This is a genomic window from Mycobacterium sp. NGS33 (assembly GCF_059812885.1).
The window spans coordinates 73608-95630 of the sequence record NZ_JCALDN010000017.1; the positions used below are offsets into that span (position 1 = coordinate 73608).

The following is a 22023-nucleotide window of genomic DNA, read 5'->3' on the forward strand; positions in this document are numbered from 1 at the left end:
GAACCGGACGCCGGCTACGCACCGATCACCGACATAATCGGTGCGGCCCGAGGGGGCCGGCGGCTTGAGCCGTCGAGGGAATTGGGCCTGGTGAACAGGGTGTGGTGGTGGGTTTTGTCGGTGTCGTTTCCTAAGGTGCGGGGTATGTCGGAGCGTCGTTATTGCCGCACGCCGGGCAGGGTGGCGTGATGCGACGGGCGTATGTGTTCCGATTGCGGCCCACGGCGCGCCAGCATGTGGCCTTGGCGTCGTGTTTGGATGCGCATCGCGAGTTATACAACGCTGCGTTGCAGGAACGTCGGGATGCGTGGTCGCACAGCAAGACACGCCTGTTCTACGAGGACCAGTCCGGGCAGCTGAGGGAGATCCGCAGAGTGCGCGCGGATCAGGCGGTGTGGTCGTTCTCTAGCCAGCAGGCCACCCTGCGGCGGCTCAATAAAGCGTTCGACGGGTTCTTTCGCCGCGTCAAAGCCGGCCAGAAAGCGGGCTACCCACGATTCAAAGGCAAGTCGCGGTTTGACTCGGTGGAATGGCCCAAAGACGGTGACGGCGCCCGCTGGCTGCCCGACCACAACCGGGTGTACCTGCAAGGTGTGGGCCGGGTGAAAGTGACGGTGCACCGCCCGGTGCTGGGGCGGGTGAAGACGATCCAAGTCAAACGGCTAGGGCGTAAGTGGATGCTGGTGCTCTCGTGTGACGACGTGCCCACTAACCCGCTGCCCGCGACGGGTCGGCCAGTCGGTGTTGATGTCGGCGTGGTTACCTACGCGACGCTGTCTGACGGTACCGAGGTCGCCAATCCACGGTGGACACTCCAGCAGGCCTCACGGCTGGAGGTGGCCCAGCAGCGGCTGGCCCGCGCGAAACGGGGCTCTAATAACCGGGTGGCTCGCCGGGAGACGGTGGCCGCGCGGCACCGTAAGATCGCCAACCGGCGTAAGGACTTTCACCACAAACAGGCCCGCGAACTCGTCGCCCGCTACGACCTGCTGGTAGTGGAGGACCTGGCGATCGCGAACATGCTGCGCCGGGCGAAGCCCAAACCTGACCCGGACAATCCGGGACAATTCCTGCCCAACGGCGCCCGGGCGAAGTCCGGGCTCAACCGATCAATCAGTGACGCTGGCTGGGGCCAGTTCGTCTCGATACTGCGCGCCAAAGCGGAAGACGCTGGGCGAACCTGGATCGAGGTTAACCCCCGGCACACCTCCGACGGGTGTGAGTGCTGCGGTCACGCAGCGCCCGAGAATCGCGTCAGCCAAGCAGAATTCGTCTGCCAACACTGCGGTCACACCGCACCGGCAGACGAACACGCCGCACGCAACATACTTAGGGCTGGACTGGCCCTACACGCTGCCACCGCAGCGTAAAAGAAGCCGGTCACTTCAGCGACCGGAGAAGTCACTCAGTGCGGTTGGCGGTCGATCGATCGATCTAACTCAACGACCACGCCGTTGTGCAAGTCCTCATCACTGCGCAGCGTCAACGCCACGTCAAGGTGCAAGTGCTCCTCGATGCGGCCTTCCGCAGCCGCAGACCAACCAGACCGCTTACACCACACTGCACGACGCCGGCATCGCTGTGACTTGGGCCCCATCGGACACCCTTCTGGTCGCGGCCTTGCGAGGAGGCCTGCAGCCGTCGACCACGCTGTGTGATTTCAACAGTGACGCCAACCTGCATAGTGTTCACGCGCTCTTCGACAATTGGGATCGCCCGCCTGACAGACGGCGCCGCAGCTGTACATGTTGCTTGACCGCACCGCCCGGGCGGTGAATCGGGCTGTTCTACGCAGACTTTGATCAGTTCCGCCGATGCGCTTTCCCGTGCGGGGCAGCGGGCACCACTGCGCTACGAGACAATGCGTGCATGGAGCATTGGGCGGAAACCGATTTGGCCTGGGACCTCGCCGATGCACTTGGTCACCTCCTCGCCGAGGACAGCCGAGCAGAGCTTTATGCCGCGATCGGCGCTGGGAATCCCTCCACCGCGATCGTCACCTTGCTCACCGCCGCGGGTGACACCTCGTCGCTGCCTCGACCGCTGGTGGACAGGATCGGCGATTGGCTCGACCCCTATCAGCACACTGCCGATGCTCCCAGGCTGCGCGATTTGCTTGACCGAAGCGCAGCAGCTGCCAGACCTGGCGAGTCCGAACAGGGACCAGGCCCGTAGCCTCACAGTTCTAGACCCGGTCCCTCTTCGCGTTCAGCCTTGCGTTGATGTCTGGACAACAAGTCCGCGTTGTGCCGCGCATCCTCATAGAGCCGCTGGACCCAATTAGTCTCACGCTCACTAAGTTCGGCTGAGTGTCGCACTTGCACCGTTTCGGCCAGCAAAGCCTTAACCGCTTGTACCCGTCGCCTGTGGCATGTCCATGAAAACGCGCTGCGATGAATTCCGCGCGCTTGGCATACAGTTTTTCAGCGTCCAGCTCGTAGACAGCATTGCGGCACAGTTGGTGGAAGAACAGCGTTTCGGTCCTCGAATTCCCGTCGCGAAAAGGATGAACTGAATCGATCGCTCCCCAGTACGTGCCCAGCCGTTCGATGAATCGATCTGGCGCCAGCTTGATGAGGTGTCTTCGGCCTGCAAGCGGGCAAACACATACTCGGCGCTGTCGCGCACTTGCGGGCCCGGCCGATAGCGGTATTGCACAGTGGGTGCGGCGGGGTCATTTACCAAAAATTGACGACGTCGCGGCCCCGCTTGGTCATCGGCCCGGCAGGCACCGCCCGCGGGATGCCAGCCCAGTTGTACACGTCACCCAACAACCGTCGATGTATGTCGCAATAGTGCTTGAAATCGAAAGTCCCACTACGGTTTTCAAGAACGATCTCGTAGATCCGCACCGCCGAAATCTGCGACTCGACGAAGCTGAGCATCCGTTGGTCGCGGATGCCGAGCTTATTACGCAGAACGCCAGGTGCGTCCGGCCAGAAGTAGTCTTCCCAACGGCGGTATTCGTCCACCTACGCCGGCTGGGAGGCCACGCGGTTGAGGATCGCCTCGACCGCCTGATCTGCGGTCAGCTCGCCGCGGCCCATCTTGTCTGTCAGTTCCCGAGTAAAGGGATCGACGCTGTGTCCGGCCAGGCCCAGTGCGGCTTTCGTCACCGCAGCAGCTTCCTGGGGACCCACCGGCGACGACATGTTCATAAATCCCAGAGTATTCGCGCGCTGCTCGGAGCCCCGCAACTACACAGTCCCGGCGCCGGGGCCGAGTGTTAGCTAGGTTTCGGCAGTGAGTTCGGCGATCAGCGCCTCGATGCGGCGCTCGTCCTCCTCGGTGACGGGTTGTTCGGATTCGGCGGCCACAACCACATCCGGTGCGACATCCATTGCGCCGGCGGCCTCGGCGACGCTGAGGGCAGCGCCCGTCCGCGCGGTGTAGAGCCGCTGGCCCAGCGTGGCGCCTGGGGCCGCGGCCGCCCGCACCATTAGGTCGCCGTATCGCTGTCGGAGCAGCCGCAACGCCTTAATCACCTCTGGTGAGCCTTGGCTGCTGCGCACCGCGCGTGCCGTGATCGCCTCTACGGTGCGTAGGTCGGCAAGCACCCGGCGCACACGCTCTGGAAAGGCCTCCTCGTGGTCGTCGGGAAGCGCATCGGCCGCGGCCAGTACTTGTTCGACCGCCACAGTGACTGCGTCCGTAATCACCGTGCCAGCCTCGGACTCGTTGCGGGCTGGTTCGATAGCGCCGCTTACGACGGCGGTTCTGCCGTCATATAGTTTGGCGAGCGTGCCGGGCGGCCACTGGACAACCTGCTCGAGCTTGGCTCGGGTGCGTTCACGGGGCCACGACCGCCCCTTTTCAAAGGCGATCAAATTGGGCGCGCCGATGATGCCTTGCTTTGCCAATTGGCGCTGTGAAATGCCCAGTTCCCCCCGGCGGGCGGCGAACGCCGCACCGGCGCGGGCCACGCCGACCGTGTCCGCGTCGTCGTGCATCGCGTCAGTGTATCGGTTGCCTGGCGTAGCCCCATAGAGCTGGTCAGCGACACGTCTGTATTGCTGATTACGTTTGCCGCTTACGTTAGCGCTTACAAGTAATCGGCCAGCCGCTTATGTTTATGCTTGCAGTGCTTACGTTAGCGCGCTAACGTTAGCGCCCATCTAGTGATAACGCTCAGTGGGAGGAGCGACCGTGACCGTCATTTTGGAACTACCGCCCGTACTCACCGCCACCCCCTGCGTGGCCGACCCAGACCGCTGGGCCGACGGCGGCAACGACCCCACCCTCAAGGCCCTGTGCCGAGGGTGCCCCCGCCGATGGCTGTGCGCGAAGGAAGCCCTGCACACCCCGGGTATCGAAGGCCTAGTGGCCGGGGTGCACGTCCCGAAAGAGGGTCGCACGCGCACGTTCGCGTTGCGCCAACTGCAATCGCTGGCCGCTTACGCCGGCTATGCCGATCAGCCCACCATCCCCTAACCGGCGCCACCCAGCGACCAGTGTCGCTGCCCGCGCATCGACCCCGCCGTGGCGCAACCGTCACACCCTTCGCAATCGGCTTGGTTCCCCGACACCCATCCGCCGGGGCCTTCCTAGGAGGTCCACATGACCGCCATCCTCACCCCCGCCCCACCAGCCCTGGAATCGGCGCTGCGCGCCGGGCTGCGCTGGCTTTATGCCACCAAACAACCCTCGGACGCTCTGGTGGAACGCCGTGGCGCCAAACTCATCACCACCGAACGGACCTTGCGCTTCGTCCCGGTCCGCGCCGATGGCAACCCGCTCATCGTCGTCGACCTGCCCGCCGTGCACTGGGGTGCCGGCAATCTCACCTTACCTCTTAACGCGCTGCCCCCGAACGAATTACCCTCTCTGGCAAGTGAATTAGCGGAATTGGGCATCCCCACCAGCGCGCTGCACTATCACGGCATCACCGGCACCATCGCACTGGACGTCCCCGCCCACCCCAGCCTTCAAGAGGCCGTACGCCGTTACGACCGCGGCTGTCCGTGGCATCACACGCAAGTCTGCGAAGCCCCATTACGCGACGGCGGCCAGGCCTGCCCCTGGCATGCCGATGGCCACAACAGGGCCATTTGGCCGGCGATAACCGAAACGGAATCCCCTGCGCAACCACGCAAACCATGATGTCACCGTCACTGCTGTCGCACGTTCGTGCTAGTTACCGCCCCGGCACTGCCAGCAGAGATCGCAACGCATGCACAGCAATTGCGATGCAGGCCAATGCTTCCCAAGACAGCACCAGACCGCGGCGCCGGACAGACGACCAAGGGGGCAAAAGTGCCGGGGATGTAGGCACCACGGCCAGCTCGGCCAATTATCGTGGGCCGGCCCGGGACGCAAGCGTCTCGACTCTCCAGCAGGCTGCGCCCTAACCCGAGCAGAAGAGCATGGGCTGCCGAAGCGATCCATCGCTAACAGTGAAAAGTGTTGCGCTCCATGGCCGCGACGATCGCGCTGGCTGCCGATGCTCAAACAGCGTGGGTAAGGGCCCGTCATGGGATGTCAACCGCGCCGCACTACCAAGTGACGGCTGTGACGGATGGTGCGGCGTGTCACCGAGGGAATGGAGTGCAAATGAGGCATGCTAGCGCCGAGCGGATATCCGCCACCGAATACCCGGCGGATATCCGCCGGGAGAGGAAAGTTCGCCCCCTAGAGAGAGGACGCACCTGGCCGCGACTGTAGTCGGCCGCCCGAAATCACCGCATTACCAAGTAAATAGAGCGCAGATAAGAGGCCCCTAAACGGCAAAACCCCCGGCCGTCAAGCCGAGGGTAGCCGGTTCGAGCTGCAACTCGAACCAATTTGGGTGCTCTCGCGAAAATCCCCATCTCGAAGGGAATCGTCATGAAAGACGCATTCCACGGTAGCGCACACCCTGAAAACGGTCTAGTCACCGCGTCCCGTGGATCCACCAGGACTGTCACCCATCCGTATCGCGGCAGTAGCCCTGGCGACCGGCGCCGCGGCACCGCCCGAACCGCGCCGCTGTGGATTCAACGCGCCGGCAGCCACTGCTTCGCTCGTGTCCCAAATATCGTTCTCGAACTCGACGTAGTCTGGGCGGCCGTTCCGTGCTGGAGTGGGCGGGCCCAACGGTGGGCGCAGACCACGGTCCCGATGGCGTACAAGCTGCGCTACAACACCCACGTACGCCCTGTCATGCCCAACAACCCCGTCAGCTTGAAAACCCTTGTCGCCGTGGCTGAGGCACGCGCCTCTTTCGCTGATCACCGCACCGGGCGCAACTGTCGACCCACCAACGCACGGCTGGCGCAAATGACCCGCCTTTCCGTTCGGACAGTACAGCGCGCCTCAACCGCACTGCGGCTCTTGGGAGTTGCGACCGAAGTCATGCGTGGTCGACAGCGCACCAAGGCCGAACGATTCGCAAGCTGGCGGGTTGGGGACAAAGGCCGCGGATGGGCTTCGGTGTGGGCCTTACACGACTGCCGAATTCAAACGCTGTCATCCCATCCCGGAGGGTCTCTTTTAACCCAAAAAACCTCCCCTAAATCATCACTCACCACCCAACACCGGCGCTACGCCGCCGGTCGCAGCGCCGCTCCGCGGCGCACCAGCATCGATCCACGGGGCCTCGCCCTGGCAAACAATTGGGTCCTTAGCGAGCAAAGCCCGCCGTGGGCACGTCGCTATCGGACAGGCACTCCCTGGGCGAAAATCGTGACCAAGGCCGCCCAGCACGGTTGGACACCGCGAGATCTCAACACCCTCATCCAAGACTGGGTGGGCACCGGACATTGGATACCCGACAACCCGCATAAACCCATCGGATTACTCGGGGCCATGATCGCCGCACACGGCGACCTGACCAACCGCCCCTCGGCCTACGACGTCGCTCGAGAGCAAGAAGAGGTCGAGCGGGCACGGGCACGCATCGCCGCGCAACTCGCTGCGCGCGAAGCCAACCGGAAGGCTCGCGAGGCCGGCCGAGAAGCGTTGTCGGGCCCGGGGCACGCAGCGGCCCGAAAAGCCTTGGAGGACATCCGGGACCGAACGCTGCGTCGTCGCTACGAACAACCGTTTCGGGACAACCCACGATGAGCCGCTCCCCTATTCACCCCAAGATCGCCTGCCGGGACGATCCCGAGCGGTGGTTTGACCGGCGGGGCCGCGGCGATGCATTGGCTGAATGCCTTCAGTGCCCCGTCCGGTCGTGGTGTGCTCGAGAGGCATTGAAATGCAAGGCTTCGTGGGGTGTTTGGGCAGGCGTCTGGATCGACGGACACCACGACGACGCGGCACCCTACCTCGAGGCCATCGCCGAGGATCTCAGGCTCGCCGACGGCGGTGATCCTGAGCCGACAGAACCTCGCACGCCGCTGGATGACGATACCAACAGTCACCACCCCCCGGCCTATACGCCGCTAGTGAGGCCGGCGTCACCTATCGCCTCGCGCTCGACGGCGACGCGAGTGCTGGCGCGGAGCTCGGGTAGCTGTGAGGTTTTCACCGAGGGCTGCCACTACACCTTCGATCGTCTCGTGAACCGCTGCCCCACCCGGGATTTGACTGAAAACCTCTCCCCCACAGAAGTGTTCGCCGCCTGCGTGGCATGCGCAGACACCGTAAGGTGCATGGAACCACGCCTTGCGCAACGGTCCGGTTATGTCATCGACGCCCACCGGGATCCAACGTCGATACCGTTTCACTGGCGCGCATCGCGGTGGGTGTTGTTTGAGCGCGACGGGTGGCTGACCGAGATCCGCGCAGACGTGCAGACCGCTTGAGAGCCTTAACCGCGGTTAATCTGCGGCACGCGCGGTCATCCGCTTGCGCCGCGCCAGTGCATCCTCCACGAGATCCGAAGCGAAATCCTGTGCGGTGAGTAGCACGTCGTCGCGTTTAGCGTGCAACCATGCTTGACGAAGCCGCTCCGCGGTGGTCGATCGCAGCCTCAGTGTGCGAGGAGCCTTGACCTCGGTTGCGGCGGAAGGTCGACGAGCTGGTGGCAGCGCGCTTGCGGACGACACAGGGCTACTTTCCGTCACTGTGACGGCGAGTGGCGGTGCATTCGGCTCAGGGGCATCGGCGCTCTCAGCCGTCTTGCGGGTCTGGGCCCCAGCGGTCGACAGCATGCCGAGTACGGCGGCGGCAGTGTCCTTTTTAGGCATGATGCTTTCCTCGATTCCGTCGGCCCTCATCAACGAGGGTCATCACTTCAACGGTGAAACTCGCGTACGCATGCGCCAGATCCGGATCGGCTTCAAGGTCTCCAAGGACCACCTGGTCGGAGACCATCCGTTCGGCGGCAGTACGTTTCGGGATCATCGTTGCAAAAATGGGAAGCCCATCATTGCGCAGCGCATGCAGAGTTTCCCGACTGATCAGTGTGGACGGCTCGTACTTCGTCAGCAGGACACCCAGGAAGGTTGCCGACAGAACTCGATGCTGTCGCAGCGTAGAAGACCACTCCAAGAACATGTTGACCCCTCGCCTACCCCACTTGCTGGCATCGGTCGGCACGACGAACCAGTCAGCAGCGTTGAGCGCGGTGATCACCAGTTGGCCCAGGTTCGGCGAAAGGTCGAGCACGATCGCGTCGTACTCCTGATACACCGGCGCAAGGGCCATCGCCAACTGCTCCTCGCGCCGGTGCATCGTCACGAGCTCCTGGTCCAATTTGGCGACAGCAAGGGTGGACGGAACCAGGTCGAGATTCTCCAACCGCGTCTTACGCCGGACCTTATCGATCGGTGCGCCCTCGCCGATCAAGTCATAGATGTCGAACTCGACGTCGTCGTCGGGGTCGAACATCGACGTCGAATTGCCTTGAGGGTCACAGTCGGTGAGCAAGGTGCGCCACCCGGCTTGTGCCAGGCCGGCGGCAAGGTTCACCGCGGTGAAGGACTTCCCTACCCCGCCCTTGTGATTAGCGATCGCAATCACTTCCGCTTTCACGATAATCACTCCTTTATCATTCGCCTCATCTATTACACCAAGGTGGTCGCGTGTCCCGGTGATCTGGCGATGGCGTGTCGACGTGATGTGATCGCCGCGTGATGCCGTGACCGGATGACCCCGCGACGAAGTGACGGCGTCATCCAGTGATGTGGCAACCAGGTGATCGCGTTTTCCGGTCATCCGGTCATCCGGTCATCCGGTCATCCGGTGATGCGGTGAAGAAATCATCGGATCACGGAGTCACCGAGTTGCGTGGTGATGCCGAAACCGGGTGACTGTGTCACTGGATGATCAAGCGAACCAGTGATCGGGTTGCATGGTCATTGAGTCGCGTCGTGATGGGGCGATCGGGCGATTCAGTGCCTGTGTGATTCCATCACGCGATCGCTGCATCACTCAGTGCGGTAGTGATTTACTCACATAATGATCGACTGACACGGTGATTCGATGATGGTGCGGCGCTGCGATCTGATCTTCCGGTGATATTGCGATGCGGTGATCGAGTCACCCGATCACCCGGTGACGCAGGATCGCCCAAGGCGCACGGAACAGATAAGCCGCACCCCGAGACCACCCTCTGAAGATCGGCGTCACCGTGACGAAAGCCCTCAGATCGGGGGGTGCCCACAGACTCTGCGGCTTGGGGCCGTGACGGTGCACGCCGGGTCGACAATGGGGGAGTGGTGCTCGATCGGCTTTGGCCTGCTGGCTCTGAGCCGCTGCATGAGCGGGCTGCCCGCTGGGCTCATTGGGATGGTGGTGCGATGCGACGTAACGCCGATTGACCGGCGGTTCGCTACTCAGGGGCTGGGCACCTACCGCCCGGCCGGCGTAGGAATCCGGCTGACATCCGGCGGAGGTATGAGACTGCTGCCGTCTTAACCGCGGTTAAGACGGCAGCCACTAATTTCCGACAGCGCCTCGATCGAGCGCCTGAGCCATGTTTGTGCGTAAGGCTGCTGCTTGGTCGAGCGCCCGCTCACACTCGGTGCGCGCCGGCGCGTTCGGCCCGGGATCATGGCTCTCGTGGGCATGCTTGACCTGCCGAGGGGACCGTCCATCAACCGCATCGGAGCCCAACTGGGCGAACCGGCTGCGCAGCTGATCGGCGCGAGCAAGGAGGGTATGTACTGCGTATGGGCGGGTGCTGTCCAAACTCAGCACGGCGGGCGCTGTCCGCAGCTCGGATGCGGCCAGGGCGAGAATCACCATGGTCGCCGGCGTGAAGCCGCTTCGTTCATCAACGGCCAGCTCGTCGATCCAGTCTCGGTCCTCGACGTTGAAGCGCGCGGCTTGCTCGACGAGGCCAGCGATGACCGACCGCAATTCGTCGTGGTGGTCGGCCAGCCATGCCGCCTCGACGGGTAACCGCTCGCGGCGCTCGCGTTCCGCGCGGCGCGAGTCTCGGGCGATCTTCTCGTCGGGACGGTCATAGCGCAGCAGACACTCGAGCCGGTCGATGCGATCGAGAACGCCTTGCTTGCCCACTCCTACTTGGGATCCGAGCTGTGAGAGGAAGATGCCACGATCGCGTCCGGCCTTCAAGAAGTGGAGCTCGCGCCGGCGATCCTCCCACCACAACCAGTTGTTGAGCGTCAGGGCGTCACAGACGTCTGCCTGTAAAGCCCATCGGGGGATCTCCCGGTGGCTGTATTGCTGCAGGTAGTCAAGGACTTCGCGGGGGTCGGATTCCGGTGAGTCGGGCAGCTTTTCGCGGTACCGGTCCTCGACTTTCGCCCGTCTCCTTGCGATCCTCACAATGGCCGCACTGACCTCATGTCTGTGTACCTTGGGTCGGGCGGCCACCCTGTCAGTATTTCACTGACGCATAGGGCGGCCGGGTAACGACATCCGTGTGTTGTTTACCGCATGAGGGCCGAGCAGAACCTGAGTTGCAGCAGTGTCCGCTGCATCCCCGAGTTCCTGCAGAGCCGAACCCGTTGTGCCCATAGCCGCTTCGGCGTCAAAGATCACAGCGAACGTCACCGCCGTGTGGGGCTCGGGACCGGGACTGCGGACTTAACCGCGGTTAAGTCCGCAGTCCCGGAACGTGATCGTTGCGGTCGCACCCTTAGCGGTCCGCTCTCGATGGGGTGATGACTAGGGGCCGTTGACCCTCTAGGGCAATGAGATTGGTTCCGGCGTGTCCACCCGACACGATGGGATGCGGCCCCGTAGACTGCCGCTGTCTCATCCGAAGTACCCCGCATAGCGGGGGAAGCATACGGAAGGCCAGTTATGGCTGTTCACGTCGTTCTCAATCAGAAGGGCGGCGTCGGGAAGAGCACGATCGCCGTCAATTTAGCCGCGGTCACCGCCGATGTCCTCAATCACGACGACGATCCGGACTCAAGCTCACCCGTCGCGGCGGTCTCGGTCGACCCCCAAGGCTCCGCAGTGTGGTGGGCTGCTCGCATCGACGATCTTCCATTTCATATCGTTCAGGCCCACGAAGATATTGACGGCCTCAAGCGCCTAGGTGAGCTTCCCGGTATCCAGCATGTCTACGTCGACACTCCCGGATGGATCGACTTGGAGTCGGGCAACGGCACTGCGGATCCGCTGGGGCGCGGTCCGGCAGCCGATGCCCTGCGAGTGGTCCTCGACGTCGCTGACTCGGTCATTGTTCCGATCGAAACCGAGCCGCTGAGTTTCGACCCGACCGCCCGCACCATTAACAAGGTAATTGCGCCCCGGGGGATTCCCTACCTCGTGGTGATCAATAACTGGGACCCGCGCGACGGCATGCACGATCTCAACGAGACAAAAGAGTTCATCAGGGCTAACGGTTGGCCGTTGGCCCACACCGTGATTCGTCACTACAAGCTGCACGCGCGGGCCAGCGCCGACGGACAGGTGGTGACCGAGTATCCACTGAATCGCGTTGCGCTGCAGGCGCGGGAAGACTTTTACAAGTTTGCGCTGGAGCTCAATGTCGGAGGTGGGCACTGATGGCAAGGGGGCAGCGCACCAACCTCGCCTCGCTCGCCAACCGGGTGGGAGACAACTCACCGGTCGAGCAGATGACCCCGATGCACGGTCGCACCGCATTGCTGACAGACCTCACCGCCAATCCGCGTAACCCACGCGATGACGTCGGCGATCTTTCCGATCTCGAATCCATCGCCGACATGCAGCTCCAACCCGCCGTCGTGGTCACCTCCACTGCCTATCTGAGGTTGTATCCCGAAGACACGATTACGACACGCTTCGTGGTGGTCAACGGATGCCGACGTCTGGCTGCCGCACACAAGTACGGCCGCACTGATCTGGCCATTGTCGTCAACGACGAGATCGCCCGCGACCGCGTCACGCTGATCTCAGCATCGATTGCCGAAAACGTGGATCGTCAGGACTTCGATGTCATCGAGGAAGCCAAAGCCGTGGAAGCCCTCGTACAGGAGTGCGGCAGCGGGGTAGAGGCAGCCAACCGGCTCCGCAAGACCCAAGCCTGGGTATCACAGCGCCGCGCGTTGCTGGAACTCGCACCACAATTGCAAACCGCGTTGCGCCGAGGCGAATTGGCGATCCGTGAAGCTCGCACCTTGGCGCGCGTGCCCCTCGAGCAGCAAGTCGCACGCTGGCAGGCCGCACAAGACAAAAAGAACGATGACGGCAAGCACCACGGCGAACCCGACAAGCGCTCCAGCCCGTCTCGGGTCATCGCTAGCGCGCTCAATGAATTCGAATCCAAACCTCGGCTGCTCGCGGACGCCCTGCGCACCCACCTGGGCGAAGATGGGGTCAAGACTCTGGTGGCTGTGCTCTCCGACGCGGCCGCGGCGGTGTAGTCCAAACCGCCGCACCGTCACGTGACAAAAGGACGCCGAGCTGGGCCAGGGCGGACGAAACGACGTGCAGCGACACCGCTGTCGCTAAATGGCGACACCGCGAAGCGGCTTTCGTCGAGGGTAGGGCTTAGAGCCGGCTGGCCAGCTCGCCCAGATTGCCCGGTGTCATAAACTGCGCCAGGGCGTCAAGGTAATTGCGTGCCACCGCACGATACTTGTCTGCGGCCTCGTTGGTCGAGCGATCGGCATCAAGCAGATCCTGCTGCGCAGCGATCAGCAGCCGATTGGCCTCCGTTAGCGAAACAACTTGCGCCCGAAGCGCGTCGGCCTCGTCACCCGCCGACGGGACAGCCTCACTCGGTGGCGGGGCGAACTCGTCGGCGTAGACATACCATCGCAGCCGCTCCGGCCTCGGCATGGCTCCGCCGCGAATCGAGCCCGTCTTAATGGCGCGGATGATGGTGCGCGGATCCTTATTGAGCCGCTTAGCGGCCTCCGATAGCGACACGACAGGACCGCCGGGCGTGGTCTCCACCCCCGGCGGTGGCTGCTTCGGCTCAGTCATCGCTGGATTACTCCGGCCGCACGGTTCGCTCCGTCGTCTGCAACGGCGTCATGCCGCTAATTAAGGCCATAATAGCGACATGGCCCGGGCGTAGAGGACTCAATGCGCCAATTTTAAGGCAGCTATGCTCTAAAATAACGACATCACGACGAGGTGATTTGAAGCCCGCCGAGGTACCCGGAGGACAAGGTGAGTAGCAGCGAACAGCGCAAGCTAACCGGCAAGGTATTGGTGCGCTTCGCCGAAGAGGACCTCAAAGCGCTGCAGCAAGAAGCCGACCGCCAGGGCGTGAGTCTGCCGCACCTGATGCGCGAATTGAGCCTGCGCACCCTGGTCGCGCAAGCCTCGTAACACTCGCCGACCCCGGAACGGGCTGGCTCTCCTGGCTCGTTTTAAGGCAGGCAAGCATGGCCCTGTCATCGAAGCTCTTCTGCTTAGCGAATCCTTTGCGCCCGGCGCAAACGATGCGGACCGAATTACGTTCTGGCGCAGTGCGGGTGGTGCTCGCGTATGTGGTGTCGGAGTAGGGAACCAAGCAACGTTGGAATCGGAACACACAGTGACGCAGGGGCATCGAAGTCTTCTGGTTACCTGTCGCTGGTCGGACTGGGGATCATTGGCATCGCATCCGGTGTGGTCGCACTCGATTGGGGTCGGGTAGTGCGCCGCTCGAGGCGGTTTCGTTCGGTCTTAACCATCCACATGGCAGCGAACTCTTCGTGGCGCTGCAGGCCAAGCCGGTTGCACAGCAGATGGCTCGCGCTTTGCAGCACCAAAGGCGTTAGTACCGCGTTGTTCTGGGCCGGATCGGCCCAGAACTCGCGCAGGGCGGCGGCTAGGTCGATGGCCGCGTCGATGTGCGGATGTTGTTTGCGCAGCTCGGTTTTGATCTTGTGCACGACCGCGCCCAGCTCCCGACTGTAGTGCTCCACCGCGACGTCGATCACCTCGCCAGCGTTCACCCGGCTCGGGTCGAGACCGTCCAGCCATTGGGTCAGGACCCCGGCAGCGGCCTCGACACCTGGCCTGATAAGCCAAGCGGCGGTAGCCGGGGTCGGCGGGTTGGGCTCAATAACCGGCAACCTGGCGACGATATGCGCGGTCTCGAGACAAAACAGCCGTTCATAACACGGGAAGCTCCGAGCTCCGCCGTAGCGCTCCAGTTCGCGGTGGTAGACGGGGATCGTGTAGTCGCCGATGCGCCCCGCTATGCGAGCCTCAGCCAGCCACGCCAAGACACCGTTGAGCTCGGCAACCGGGCGTCGCACCCGTAAACGGAGTTGGTCGCGGTCGTTTTCTCGGTAACGCACGAAGTACCAGTCGCCGAGGAGCCCAGGGAACGCGTCGGCAAACGCCCGCACGGTACGGTCATGTGAGCTACCGGTGGCAGTGATGGCGAACGATGTCCAAGCGCCCCCTGGCATCAGCAGCCGATGCACGTCGTCGGCGGGGTCGTGCAGTGGCCGGCTGGTTAGGTCGGGTTCGACGCCCGGTGAGCTCGGGCAAGCAACAGTCACCACCACCTCGGCGGGGTGCGCTGCCGCCCGGTGGTCGCCCACCACGCCCAACTGATCCGGCGGCGGGGCGCGAAACACCCACTGGTTGCCGGCGGTGATCTCGTCAAGCAGCAGGTCCAAGTGCACCGGGTGTTGAGTGTCGAGGTGCAGCCGGTTGTCGTGCGGGCCGACGCGGACGTGGCGGCTGACGCCGGCCGCGATAAGCCAGTCCCGCAGCGCAGTCGGGGTGGGCTCCGTAGTCGCCGGATAGCGCCACCGCTGCTCGGCCAGGATGACGCCCCGGTATTCGACCGCGGGAAGGTGATTCAAGCTCGCCTCGGCCTGGCCCCAGGACCAAAACGGCACCCGGGTCCCGGCGTCGGATATCTCCCGCAACAGCCGGATCACGTTGGCCGAGGCGCGGGTCGTGGCCATGTTGAGCTGACGCACGCTCACTGGTGTGCCGTCGGCCAGGACGGTCCGCACACGCCCATCCGCGAAACCGAGGTAAACGTCGGCGAGGGTGAGCACCGTGCCGACCGGGCGGTGCGGACGCGCATTAACTGCGAGTGTCACCGGATAGAGCTCTGCGGTAGCGGCGACCTCGTTGATGGAGTCCGCTCCGGCGATGTAGTCGACTCCACAGAGGATTCCCCGGCCGGCGGTCTGGTCGGCCCACCGGGCGGTGTCGAACTCCGCGCAGTGCAGCGCGTAGTCCCGCGCCCGCGGCATGACGGCGGTGAAACGTCCCACGGTGGACCCGCCGGGAAAACCGAGTCCGGCGACCGTGGCCCTCAGACCCGACCGCTCGCGGTGAAGCCCAAGAATCAGATCGAAACTGCTGGGCATGCCGTCGGGCTCGGGGAAGCCCGCCAAGTCGGCATCGGTGAGCTCCACGGCGTCCACGCCAGCGGATGCCGCCCTCTGTAGAAGTTGGGCGATCAGGTCTCGGCGCCGCGCGGCCGCGGGGTCGTCGTCCTCGTCGGCAAATGGACGTTGCGGCGCAACGACCTCGTAGGCCCGCGGGTAGCCGACCCCGAGATCCTCATCGACAGCGGTCAATAACGGCACCAGCGTGTCGCCGTACCGTTCCCAAAACCTGGCGCCGAACTCATCTAGCGCGCGAGTGGCCGGCAGGTGCGCCATTGTCGCAGCCAGGGCCGCCATGGCATCGAGGCCCGCGCCGACGGCAGACGCCGGCACGTGCCCGGACGACTCGAGTTCAAGGTCGACGTGGACGTCGCGTTGGACCCCGCCCGCCCAGCACAGTTGCAGTAGCGCCTCCAGGCTGCGGTCATCAACCGGGTCGGCCGAGCTGGAATACCGCGCGACGGCATTCCGCATCTCGGTCACACCCTCGACGGCGTCGGGCACGCGCGCTAACGGGTCGCCGTCGAATGCGGAGTGCTCCGCCTCGCACAGCAGTACCTCGGCCTGCAGCAGGTCGTCGATCAGCTTGTGCACCTTGGCCGGGCCGGCGGCGGGATAGGCGTCGGCGAGCCGCTGCTCGATGTCTTGTCGCACCGCGGTGCCAGCAGCGGTGTCGACGGCCAGCCGGGCAGGCCCGGTCGCCCTGATCGAGGCCAGGGTGTTGGTGTCGTCGATACCGCGCATGACGGTGACGACCAGGCGATCGGCGCGTTCGGTCAGCGCCGGGTTGGGGTACAGCCGAGCCTGCGGCATCGCCCGCGCCTTCTCGGCCAGACGCCTGGTGACCGCCCCGGCGGCCCGGACATGTCGGATGTGGGAGGCCCCGAGCACCGGTTCCCCGTCGCCGATCGGCAGCACCGCCACACCCGCGAACATGCCGAACGGCGTGCATCTGGTGCTCAAGCGCAGCGCATACTTCAGCAAGCCCTTGTGCAGGCGTTTGCGTTTCTTCACCGATGTGTCAGTACCCCAGGACGACAGCAGCTTGTCGATCTGAGCCGCCAGCACCGGGCTGGCGAGCAGCACGGCCTCACGCACCGCAGTGGCCGACCACAGCCGCGCGATGGCGTTGGAATCGCCCCACTCGCTAGGGAAATCGGGATACTCGCCCACCACTCCCAGCGAACACCGAAGGATCACGGAATCGCTGAGTGAGCCCCAGGCCCAATCAAGATTTCGTCGGGGTGGCGTGGTCACTCACACTGCATCTGCGAAGAGAAAAGCATGACGAGGGTGTGCGGAGACTCACTGATCCACAGGATTCGACGGTCTCTCGGGCTTGGTATAGATCCTGAACAAGACCAACAAGTTGAGCACCACGATTAGCGCGTCGACGTAACTTCCGGGCGGGTGCATCGTTGGAATCAACAGCACAATGACGCAGGTGACCGCCAGTGTGATCTTCGGCCACGTTGTTGTATACGTCCCCCGGCGGACTAAAACCACGGCCACAATCACGAGCAGAATGACGTACAGCAGCGTTGCCAGAATCCACCAGTACTCGGTCAACCAATTCGCAAACATCGTAAAGTTTCACCTGCCATCACGCCGCCGAGCTGTCGTTGACTAGTCCTTGCAATGCTGCCCTTTCGATCCGCAACCATACATATTTGAGTGGGTCGCAATCGTCCACGCGCCGGTCTGAGTCACCAGCCCGGTGACACCAATGGTGATTTCCCACGTCCCCTCGGGGACAGGTCCGGTGAGGCCCGCCGGGCGAGCGTAGTGAGTGTCGAGATCGAAATCGTCGCGACCTCCCCCTGGCGGGGTTTGTTTGTAGTCGATCTCTTTTACTCCCGCGGCGAGCTGCACCGCTTGACTTCGGGTGGTCGCGACGACGTTGTTGGCAGCTTGGACATGAGTTTTCATCGCGGCCAGGACGGCGCGCTGCGCGGCGGGGGTATTCGCGCTCGCTGCGGCCTGGGTAGTCGCGCGGGCCTGCTGGGCGATTGCGTCGAGTCGATCAGCACCGGCCTTGGTGATTGCGGCCGCCGCATCAAGGTGAGCACCGAGGGTGAGGTCATTGCGGGCGGCCGCGGTGATCACCGGTATCGAGGCGTCGACGAACTGGTGGTGCGCGTCGATCGCCTTACCCGACAGGCCACTCGTGAGCCGGCCGGCGGCCAGCGTCGTGTCAGCACCGAAAGCCAACGACTGCGCCGCCTCAGCGGGTGCTGGTGTGGTTTCGGCATCGGCAAACAACGATCGCGCACGCCGGATATTCGCCTCACCTTGCAGGCATGCCTGCACCACGGCCATAGACATAACCCAAGTATGAAGTGCAGCCAGGAGCTGCAGTCCCATTTTGAATGCCTAATCCGGCAGGCCGCGTTGTGGGGGGTCAGGATCCGCGAGGACCGCCTTGAGCTCCTCGAGCGCGAGGCGCACCGCCTAAATTTTGCGAGCGTGCAGGAACTGATTCTCAGCAGGCTGCCGGAGATTCCGACAGGTCGACCCCGCTCAACACCGGCGCGCCTGCGATCAACCGGTTAAACATGCCGCGGCGGTGCGCACTGGCCACAATCCGTCCGACCGTGCTGTGATGCAGATTGTGGCGGCGCCCGATGGTGCTCGGCGCGGTTCCAGCAGCGTTCTCGGCCAGCACAGCCGCCACAATCGCTGGATCCTTCGAGGTCACGCCGTCGCGAATTAGCTCATCTGCTGCCGGCCGCCATCGCTTGATGTCCACGCGCTCAGCCGTAGCGTCCCCGACGTGCACGGCCGCCAAAGGCCGCTCGACAGCCTCTGAGCGCGGCCGATCCGCCGCAGTGGACCGAGTCGGGGGAGAGGAGGCTGGCGGCGGGGGAGCCGGCTGGGCAGCGGGGCGCGACTCATGCGGTGAGGAATCCTCAGACTGTGCCGGGTGCGCCTTGAGGGAACCAATGGCAGCGATAACGTCACCGCCGTCGCTGAGTTGCTCGTGCGCCGGCGCGGCCACCGTCACCGCGCGTGGGGGAGAAAGCGACAACAGCGACAGCGTGGAATTGGCGATCGACATGTCGATAGCCACTGGCCATAACCACGCCCGAGAAGGTGCCATCCCCAGCATCACCGCCAGGTCACGCAGCGCGTCGAACGACAGGATGAATGCGACCGCTGCCAGACCAAACGTCGTGGCCAGCGCGCACCAATAGGCGAAACCAACGCGCCGCGCCTTGACTAGCAGACCTACCCCGTGGGTGGAACCCAGCAGCACCACCGGAGCCACAATGGCCGCTACCGCGGCGAGTCGAATCATCCCCGGCGGCGCCTTCAACACTGCGTGGGCGACATTCCCAGCGACCGAGACAGCAGTCGCCACAAACAGCCATGTCCAGAAGAACCGCGCTGCCGCACGCGTCTCCTTGGTGGATTCTCCGGCAACCATCGATCACCTTCCCGCCGCCGCTTGCGTGAGCCCGATCGGCCCGACATTTTCCAGGCCTCACGGGAGCTGACCTTTTTAGCCTATGGCCGCCAGATTGCTTCAGATGCACAACTTTCGGCGCCCAGGCACCATTTCCGCCGGGCCCTTACCACGGCGGCGGCGATCCATAGGACGCCAATTTCGGGCGTGCACACGTAACGACCGTGTGCACGAACTAGCTCGACCAGCCGCCCGGCCAGAGGTGAATTACGCTTGGCGCCAAGGATGCTCGTCGAGCATCGTGGTGACGATGTCCACGAGTTCACCGAATCCGTTGTCGCGTAGCTGCTCGACGATGTCCTCAATGCGTTGCAGCAGAGCACCATACGCGTTGGCGGCGACGGCGACATAGTTCTGCGCAGCCTGCACATCCCAGGCCGAGCCGAAACGCGAGGGAAGGATGCGCAATTCTTCGGACAGGCCCAGGGCCTGTTCTTGCACCGTCCCGACCAGGTTGCGCACCAGCTCAATATCAGCGGCGGCCCCCGGGGATCCCCCGCCCTGAGCTGCTGCGGCCTCGAGCACGTAATCGACGTGGCGCACGGTGGACAAGGCGTCCTCGACTGCCCCGGTATGCGCGCGGATCTGCGCCGCAGGCACCGGAATGCTTAAGGTCGTATCCCCGGCGCCGGCTTCTCTGGCCGCCGCCGCCCGGCGGATCTCCTCGCGTTCGGCGTGCACCCGCGCAATCTCGGTATGCACGGCCTGGTGCGCCGCCGTAATCGCTGCATCGGCTTGCCGGCGGGCCTCGGCGACGTGCGCGGCGGCCTCCGCGCGCACCTCCTCAACCTCCCTCTGGGCGCGCGCCATCGCCTCCTGCGCCGCGGTGCGGGCCCTGGCGATCTGCACTTGAGCGGTCTCCTGGGCGGCCGCGATTTCTCCGCTGGCCTGTCCGCGCGCCGCCGCAACGGCATCGGCCGCGTCGGCACGCACCTGGTCAAGTTCACCGCGCACCTGCTGAACGCGATGTTCGGCGTCCTGGCGTTCGCTGGCGCGCTCGGCCATCCGTTGCTCGGCCCGTTCTTCTGCCGCCCGAACTTCCTCCCTCGCGGCCGCCACCTCCGTCTCAGCGTCGGCGCGGACCCTGGCCAGCTCATCGCGCAGTTCCTGGATCGTTCTTTCCGCGGCTGCCCGCTCGGCGCTTCGCTCAGCTGAGCGCTCTTCGGCGCGCGCTTCAGCAGCGGTGAGCGCTTCGCGCGCCGCCGCCGCGTCGGCCGCAGCACTGGCCCGAACCTGCTGGAGTTCGCCGCGCAGCAGATCCAATCGTTGTTGGGCCGCTGCCCGTTCTTCGGCGCGCTCGGCGTCTTTGCGCGCACTTTCAGCTTCGACCGCCCTGACCCGCTCGCGCGCGGCGGTAGCCACGTCCGCCGACTGCTGCGCTTCAGCGCGGGCAGTGGCGGTGGCCGCTTCGGCGTCTCGCCGATCTTGATCAGCCTTCTCGGCCTGGCGCTCGGCGACCACGCGGCGATGATCGGCTTGCACGAGCTGCTGCACTGCCGAAAGGCGCTTAGGCGCAGGACCGAAACGCCGCCGCTGGTCAATGAGGTCTTGTTCGCTCATCTTGGCCACCGCGGCCACCTCAGGTGGAGTGGGCACACCAAGTCGGGTGTTGGCTGCGACCGCCGCTAACGCCGCCTGCTTGGTCAGCGCTGCCCACTCCTCGACGTCGAGCTCCTCGATTTGCTGCATCAGCGAGGTCATTGGCGGCGGCGCCTTCCGGTTGCAGGGACCTTACGCGCGGGCGCGCTCGACTCTTCGCCCGCCGCCGCTCCTGGGTCCCCGTTGGACTCCGGTGGGGCAGCTGAGGGTGGCTGCGTGGGGGTCGCTGACTGCGCGGCCACGAATTGTGCAGTGCCACCGCTTTGTCTGGCCAGCACACGGGAGAGCTGACTGAGTTGAACCGCCGCCGCCTTGGCCAAGTTGGCATCATCGAGTTTCTCGGCGTCGGCCTGGATTCCCTGCAGCACGGCCATGGCCAATTCGGGTCCAAAACCCACCGTGGCGCCCTCGCTAGCGGCAGGTTCAATCCCGCCCTTATCTACGACCCAGGCAAGCCTTTCGCGGCATTCCTGCAGCCGTGCAGCGCGTTGCGCATCTTCGCGCACCTCCCCGTGGTGGCGTTCTTGTTGCTCCACCAGCAACCCGTGCCGCTTGGACGCGCCGCGCACGGCAAAGATCACGACAGCAGCCACGATGATGGCGGCCAGAAGTGCTCCCGCGCCGCCAAATCCCGCCGACATCAGGAAATCACGGGCCGGCGGTAGCGCCGGCATTCCTTGAGGCAGCAGAACCTGGTCCGCCAGTAGCTGCGGCAATGAGCCAGTCATCACAAGGTCCTCCGATGTGTGCGAGTAGACGAGGGGGATTTAAGTGCCCAACCATGAACGTCATGGCGGCGAAGGATTGATTTCACGAGCGGCGCCTCAATGTGGGCCAGGGACGACGGGGGCAAACCAACCGGGCAGATACTCGAAATACCCGTACGGGGCCTTGGCGCCCTCCGGGACGTGGATAACGTCGCGCACGTCGATCGGCTGCTTGGGCGCCGGCCATGGCGTTTGCGGCCCGTATGACTGGCGGGGGTCCGGGGCGAAGATCCCCGGCGCCAATTCCTGTGTCCCGTAGGGCCCGAGCTCATGCGGGCCCAGGCGGGTAATCATGGTGTTATCCAGTGGATATTTCGCCGGCGGGGGCCCCGACAGCGAGTTGTCCTCGGGATACCACAGGCCGGGGCCGATCTGCTTCGACCCGTAGGGAGCCATTTCCCCTGGGCCCACGTGGATGATTTTGGTGACGTCAATCCAGTAGCGCGGGTCTTTACCGTGGGGCAGCTCGTCTTTGGGCGCTGGGGATTCCGGCGGGGGATCCTGGCCGAATCCAGCCCCTTGGACCCTGCCGCCGCCTTGGTAATCGAGGGCGCGGATTTGGCCGGCG

General features: G+C 64.3%; 23 protein-coding genes and 2 pseudogenes. 10 read left to right on the forward strand and 15 right to left on the reverse strand.

Annotation, left to right across the window (positions count from 1 at the left end):
- Positions 1 to 188 precede the first annotated feature (188 nt).
- A complete protein-coding gene (locus AC5Y5B_RS20930) occupies positions 189 to 1370 on the forward strand; it encodes an RNA-guided endonuclease InsQ/TnpB family protein (protein ID WP_500006276.1) in 1182 nt (393 codons plus the stop codon).
- Positions 1371 to 1869: 499 nt separating this feature from the next.
- Positions 1870 to 2175 (forward strand): hypothetical protein, encoded by a 306-nt coding sequence (locus AC5Y5B_RS20935; protein ID WP_500006277.1) that lies wholly within the window; start codon positions 1870 to 1872, stop codon positions 2173 to 2175.
- A 10-nt stretch (positions 2176 to 2185) separates the two neighbouring features.
- On the opposite strand, the gene AC5Y5B_RS20940 is transcribed toward AC5Y5B_RS20935, so the two are convergent.
- From AC5Y5B_RS20940 to AC5Y5B_RS20955, 4 genes are all read right to left on the reverse strand, one after another.
- Positions 2186 to 2653 (reverse strand): Fic family protein, encoded by a 468-nt coding sequence (locus AC5Y5B_RS20940; protein ID WP_500006298.1) that lies wholly within the window; start codon positions 2651 to 2653, stop codon positions 2186 to 2188.
- Between the two features lie 25 nt (positions 2654 to 2678).
- Entirely contained in the window at positions 2679 to 2972 is a 294-nt protein-coding gene (locus AC5Y5B_RS20945) for a hypothetical protein (protein WP_500006278.1), read from the reverse strand.
- Positions 2973 to 3158 carry an antitoxin VbhA family protein gene (locus AC5Y5B_RS20950; RefSeq protein WP_500006279.1) on the reverse strand — a complete coding sequence of 62 codons (186 nt, stop codon included), beginning with the start codon at positions 3156 to 3158 and terminating at the stop codon, positions 2973 to 2975.
- Between the two features lie 72 nt (positions 3159 to 3230).
- Positions 3231 to 3950 carry an XRE family transcriptional regulator gene (locus AC5Y5B_RS20955; protein WP_500006280.1) on the reverse strand — a complete coding sequence of 240 codons (720 nt, stop codon included), beginning with the start codon at positions 3948 to 3950 and terminating at the stop codon, positions 3231 to 3233.
- Positions 3951 to 4146: 196 nt separating this feature from the next.
- Between AC5Y5B_RS20955 and AC5Y5B_RS20960 the strand changes: the two genes are divergently transcribed.
- The 5 genes and pseudogenes from AC5Y5B_RS20960 (at position 4147) to AC5Y5B_RS20980 (ending at position 7727) form a co-directional block, all read left to right on the forward strand.
- Positions 4147 to 4431, forward strand: a complete 285-nt coding sequence (locus AC5Y5B_RS20960; RefSeq protein ID WP_500006281.1) for a transcription factor WhiB — start codon at positions 4147 to 4149, stop codon at positions 4429 to 4431.
- A 126-nt stretch (positions 4432 to 4557) separates the two neighbouring features.
- Positions 4558 to 5100 (forward strand): hypothetical protein, encoded by a 543-nt coding sequence (locus AC5Y5B_RS20965; protein ID WP_500006282.1) that lies wholly within the window; start codon positions 4558 to 4560, stop codon positions 5098 to 5100.
- Between the two features lie 996 nt (positions 5101 to 6096).
- Positions 6097 to 7041, forward strand: a complete 945-nt coding sequence (locus AC5Y5B_RS20970; protein WP_500006283.1) for a helix-turn-helix domain-containing protein — start codon at positions 6097 to 6099, stop codon at positions 7039 to 7041.
- Positions 7038 to 7199 (forward strand): annotated as a pseudogene (locus AC5Y5B_RS20975) (WhiB family transcriptional regulator); the annotation flags it as partial. The gene AC5Y5B_RS20970 and the pseudogene AC5Y5B_RS20975, both read left to right, overlap by 4 nt.
- A 375-nt stretch (positions 7200 to 7574) precedes the next feature.
- Positions 7575 to 7727, forward strand: coding sequence for a hypothetical protein (locus AC5Y5B_RS20980; RefSeq protein WP_500006299.1), 153 nt, complete (start codon positions 7575 to 7577; stop codon positions 7725 to 7727).
- 15 nt (positions 7728 to 7742) lie between these two features.
- Here the strand turns inward: AC5Y5B_RS20980 and AC5Y5B_RS20985 are convergent, their stop codons facing one another.
- The 3 genes from AC5Y5B_RS20985 to AC5Y5B_RS20995 form a co-directional block, all read right to left on the reverse strand.
- Positions 7743 to 8111, reverse strand: coding sequence for a hypothetical protein (locus AC5Y5B_RS20985; protein WP_500006284.1), 369 nt, complete (start codon positions 8109 to 8111; stop codon positions 7743 to 7745).
- Positions 8104 to 9081 carry a ParA family protein gene (locus AC5Y5B_RS20990; RefSeq protein ID WP_500006285.1) on the reverse strand — a complete coding sequence of 326 codons (978 nt, stop codon included), beginning with the start codon at positions 9079 to 9081 and terminating at the stop codon, positions 8104 to 8106. Before AC5Y5B_RS20990 ends, AC5Y5B_RS20985 begins: the two co-directional genes overlap by 8 nt.
- Positions 9082 to 9804: 723 nt before the next feature.
- Positions 9805 to 10707: a hypothetical protein gene (locus tag AC5Y5B_RS20995; RefSeq protein ID WP_500006286.1), complete on the reverse strand. Its 903-nt coding sequence runs from the start codon at positions 10705 to 10707 to the stop codon at positions 9805 to 9807.
- A gap of 432 nt (positions 10708 to 11139) precedes the next feature.
- Between AC5Y5B_RS20995 and AC5Y5B_RS21000 the strand changes: the two genes are divergently transcribed.
- On the forward strand, positions 11140 to 11853 hold the full coding sequence (locus tag AC5Y5B_RS21000) for a nucleotide-binding protein (RefSeq protein ID WP_500006287.1): 714 nt from the start codon (positions 11140 to 11142) through the stop codon (positions 11851 to 11853).
- Positions 11853 to 12692, forward strand: coding sequence for a ParB/RepB/Spo0J family partition protein (locus AC5Y5B_RS21005; protein WP_500006288.1), 840 nt, complete (start codon positions 11853 to 11855; stop codon positions 12690 to 12692). The genes AC5Y5B_RS21000 and AC5Y5B_RS21005 overlap by 1 nt, the downstream gene beginning before the upstream one ends.
- Positions 12693 to 12819: 127 nt before the next feature.
- On the opposite strand, the gene AC5Y5B_RS21010 is transcribed toward AC5Y5B_RS21005, so the two are convergent.
- Positions 12820 to 13257 carry a hypothetical protein gene (locus tag AC5Y5B_RS21010; protein ID WP_500006289.1) on the reverse strand — a complete coding sequence of 146 codons (438 nt, stop codon included), beginning with the start codon at positions 13255 to 13257 and terminating at the stop codon, positions 12820 to 12822.
- Between the two features lie 189 nt (positions 13258 to 13446).
- Here AC5Y5B_RS21010 and AC5Y5B_RS21015 point away from each other — a divergent pair, with 189 nt between their 5' ends.
- Positions 13447 to 13608 carry a hypothetical protein gene (locus AC5Y5B_RS21015; protein WP_156747832.1) on the forward strand — a complete coding sequence of 54 codons (162 nt, stop codon included), beginning with the start codon at positions 13447 to 13449 and terminating at the stop codon, positions 13606 to 13608.
- A gap of 236 nt (positions 13609 to 13844) precedes the next feature.
- On the opposite strand, the gene AC5Y5B_RS21020 is transcribed toward AC5Y5B_RS21015, so the two are convergent.
- The 7 genes and pseudogenes from AC5Y5B_RS21020 to AC5Y5B_RS21050 all read right to left on the reverse strand — a co-directional run.
- Positions 13845 to 16796 carry a lantibiotic dehydratase gene (locus tag AC5Y5B_RS21020; RefSeq protein WP_500006290.1) on the reverse strand — a complete coding sequence of 984 codons (2952 nt, stop codon included), beginning with the start codon at positions 16794 to 16796 and terminating at the stop codon, positions 13845 to 13847.
- Positions 16797 to 16928: 132 nt separating this feature from the next.
- Positions 16929 to 17192: a hypothetical protein gene (locus AC5Y5B_RS21025; protein ID WP_500006291.1), complete on the reverse strand. Its 264-nt coding sequence runs from the start codon at positions 17190 to 17192 to the stop codon at positions 16929 to 16931.
- Between the two features lie 57 nt (positions 17193 to 17249).
- Positions 17250 to 17942 (reverse strand): hypothetical protein, encoded by a 693-nt coding sequence (locus tag AC5Y5B_RS21030; protein WP_500006292.1) that lies wholly within the window; start codon positions 17940 to 17942, stop codon positions 17250 to 17252.
- Between the two features lie 163 nt (positions 17943 to 18105).
- Positions 18106 to 19050 (reverse strand): DUF2637 domain-containing protein, encoded by a 945-nt coding sequence (locus tag AC5Y5B_RS21035; RefSeq protein WP_500006293.1) that lies wholly within the window; start codon positions 19048 to 19050, stop codon positions 18106 to 18108.
- A 246-nt stretch (positions 19051 to 19296) separates the two neighbouring features.
- Positions 19297 to 20790 (reverse strand): coiled-coil domain-containing protein, encoded by a 1494-nt coding sequence (locus AC5Y5B_RS21040; protein ID WP_500006294.1) that lies wholly within the window; start codon positions 20788 to 20790, stop codon positions 19297 to 19299.
- A complete protein-coding gene (locus AC5Y5B_RS21045) occupies positions 20787 to 21416 on the reverse strand; it encodes a hypothetical protein (protein WP_500006295.1) in 630 nt (209 codons plus the stop codon). Before AC5Y5B_RS21045 ends, AC5Y5B_RS21040 begins: the two co-directional genes overlap by 4 nt.
- 96 nt (positions 21417 to 21512) lie before the next feature.
- Positions 21513 to 22023, reverse strand: a pseudogene (locus AC5Y5B_RS21050) (DUF4226 domain-containing protein); the annotation flags it as partial.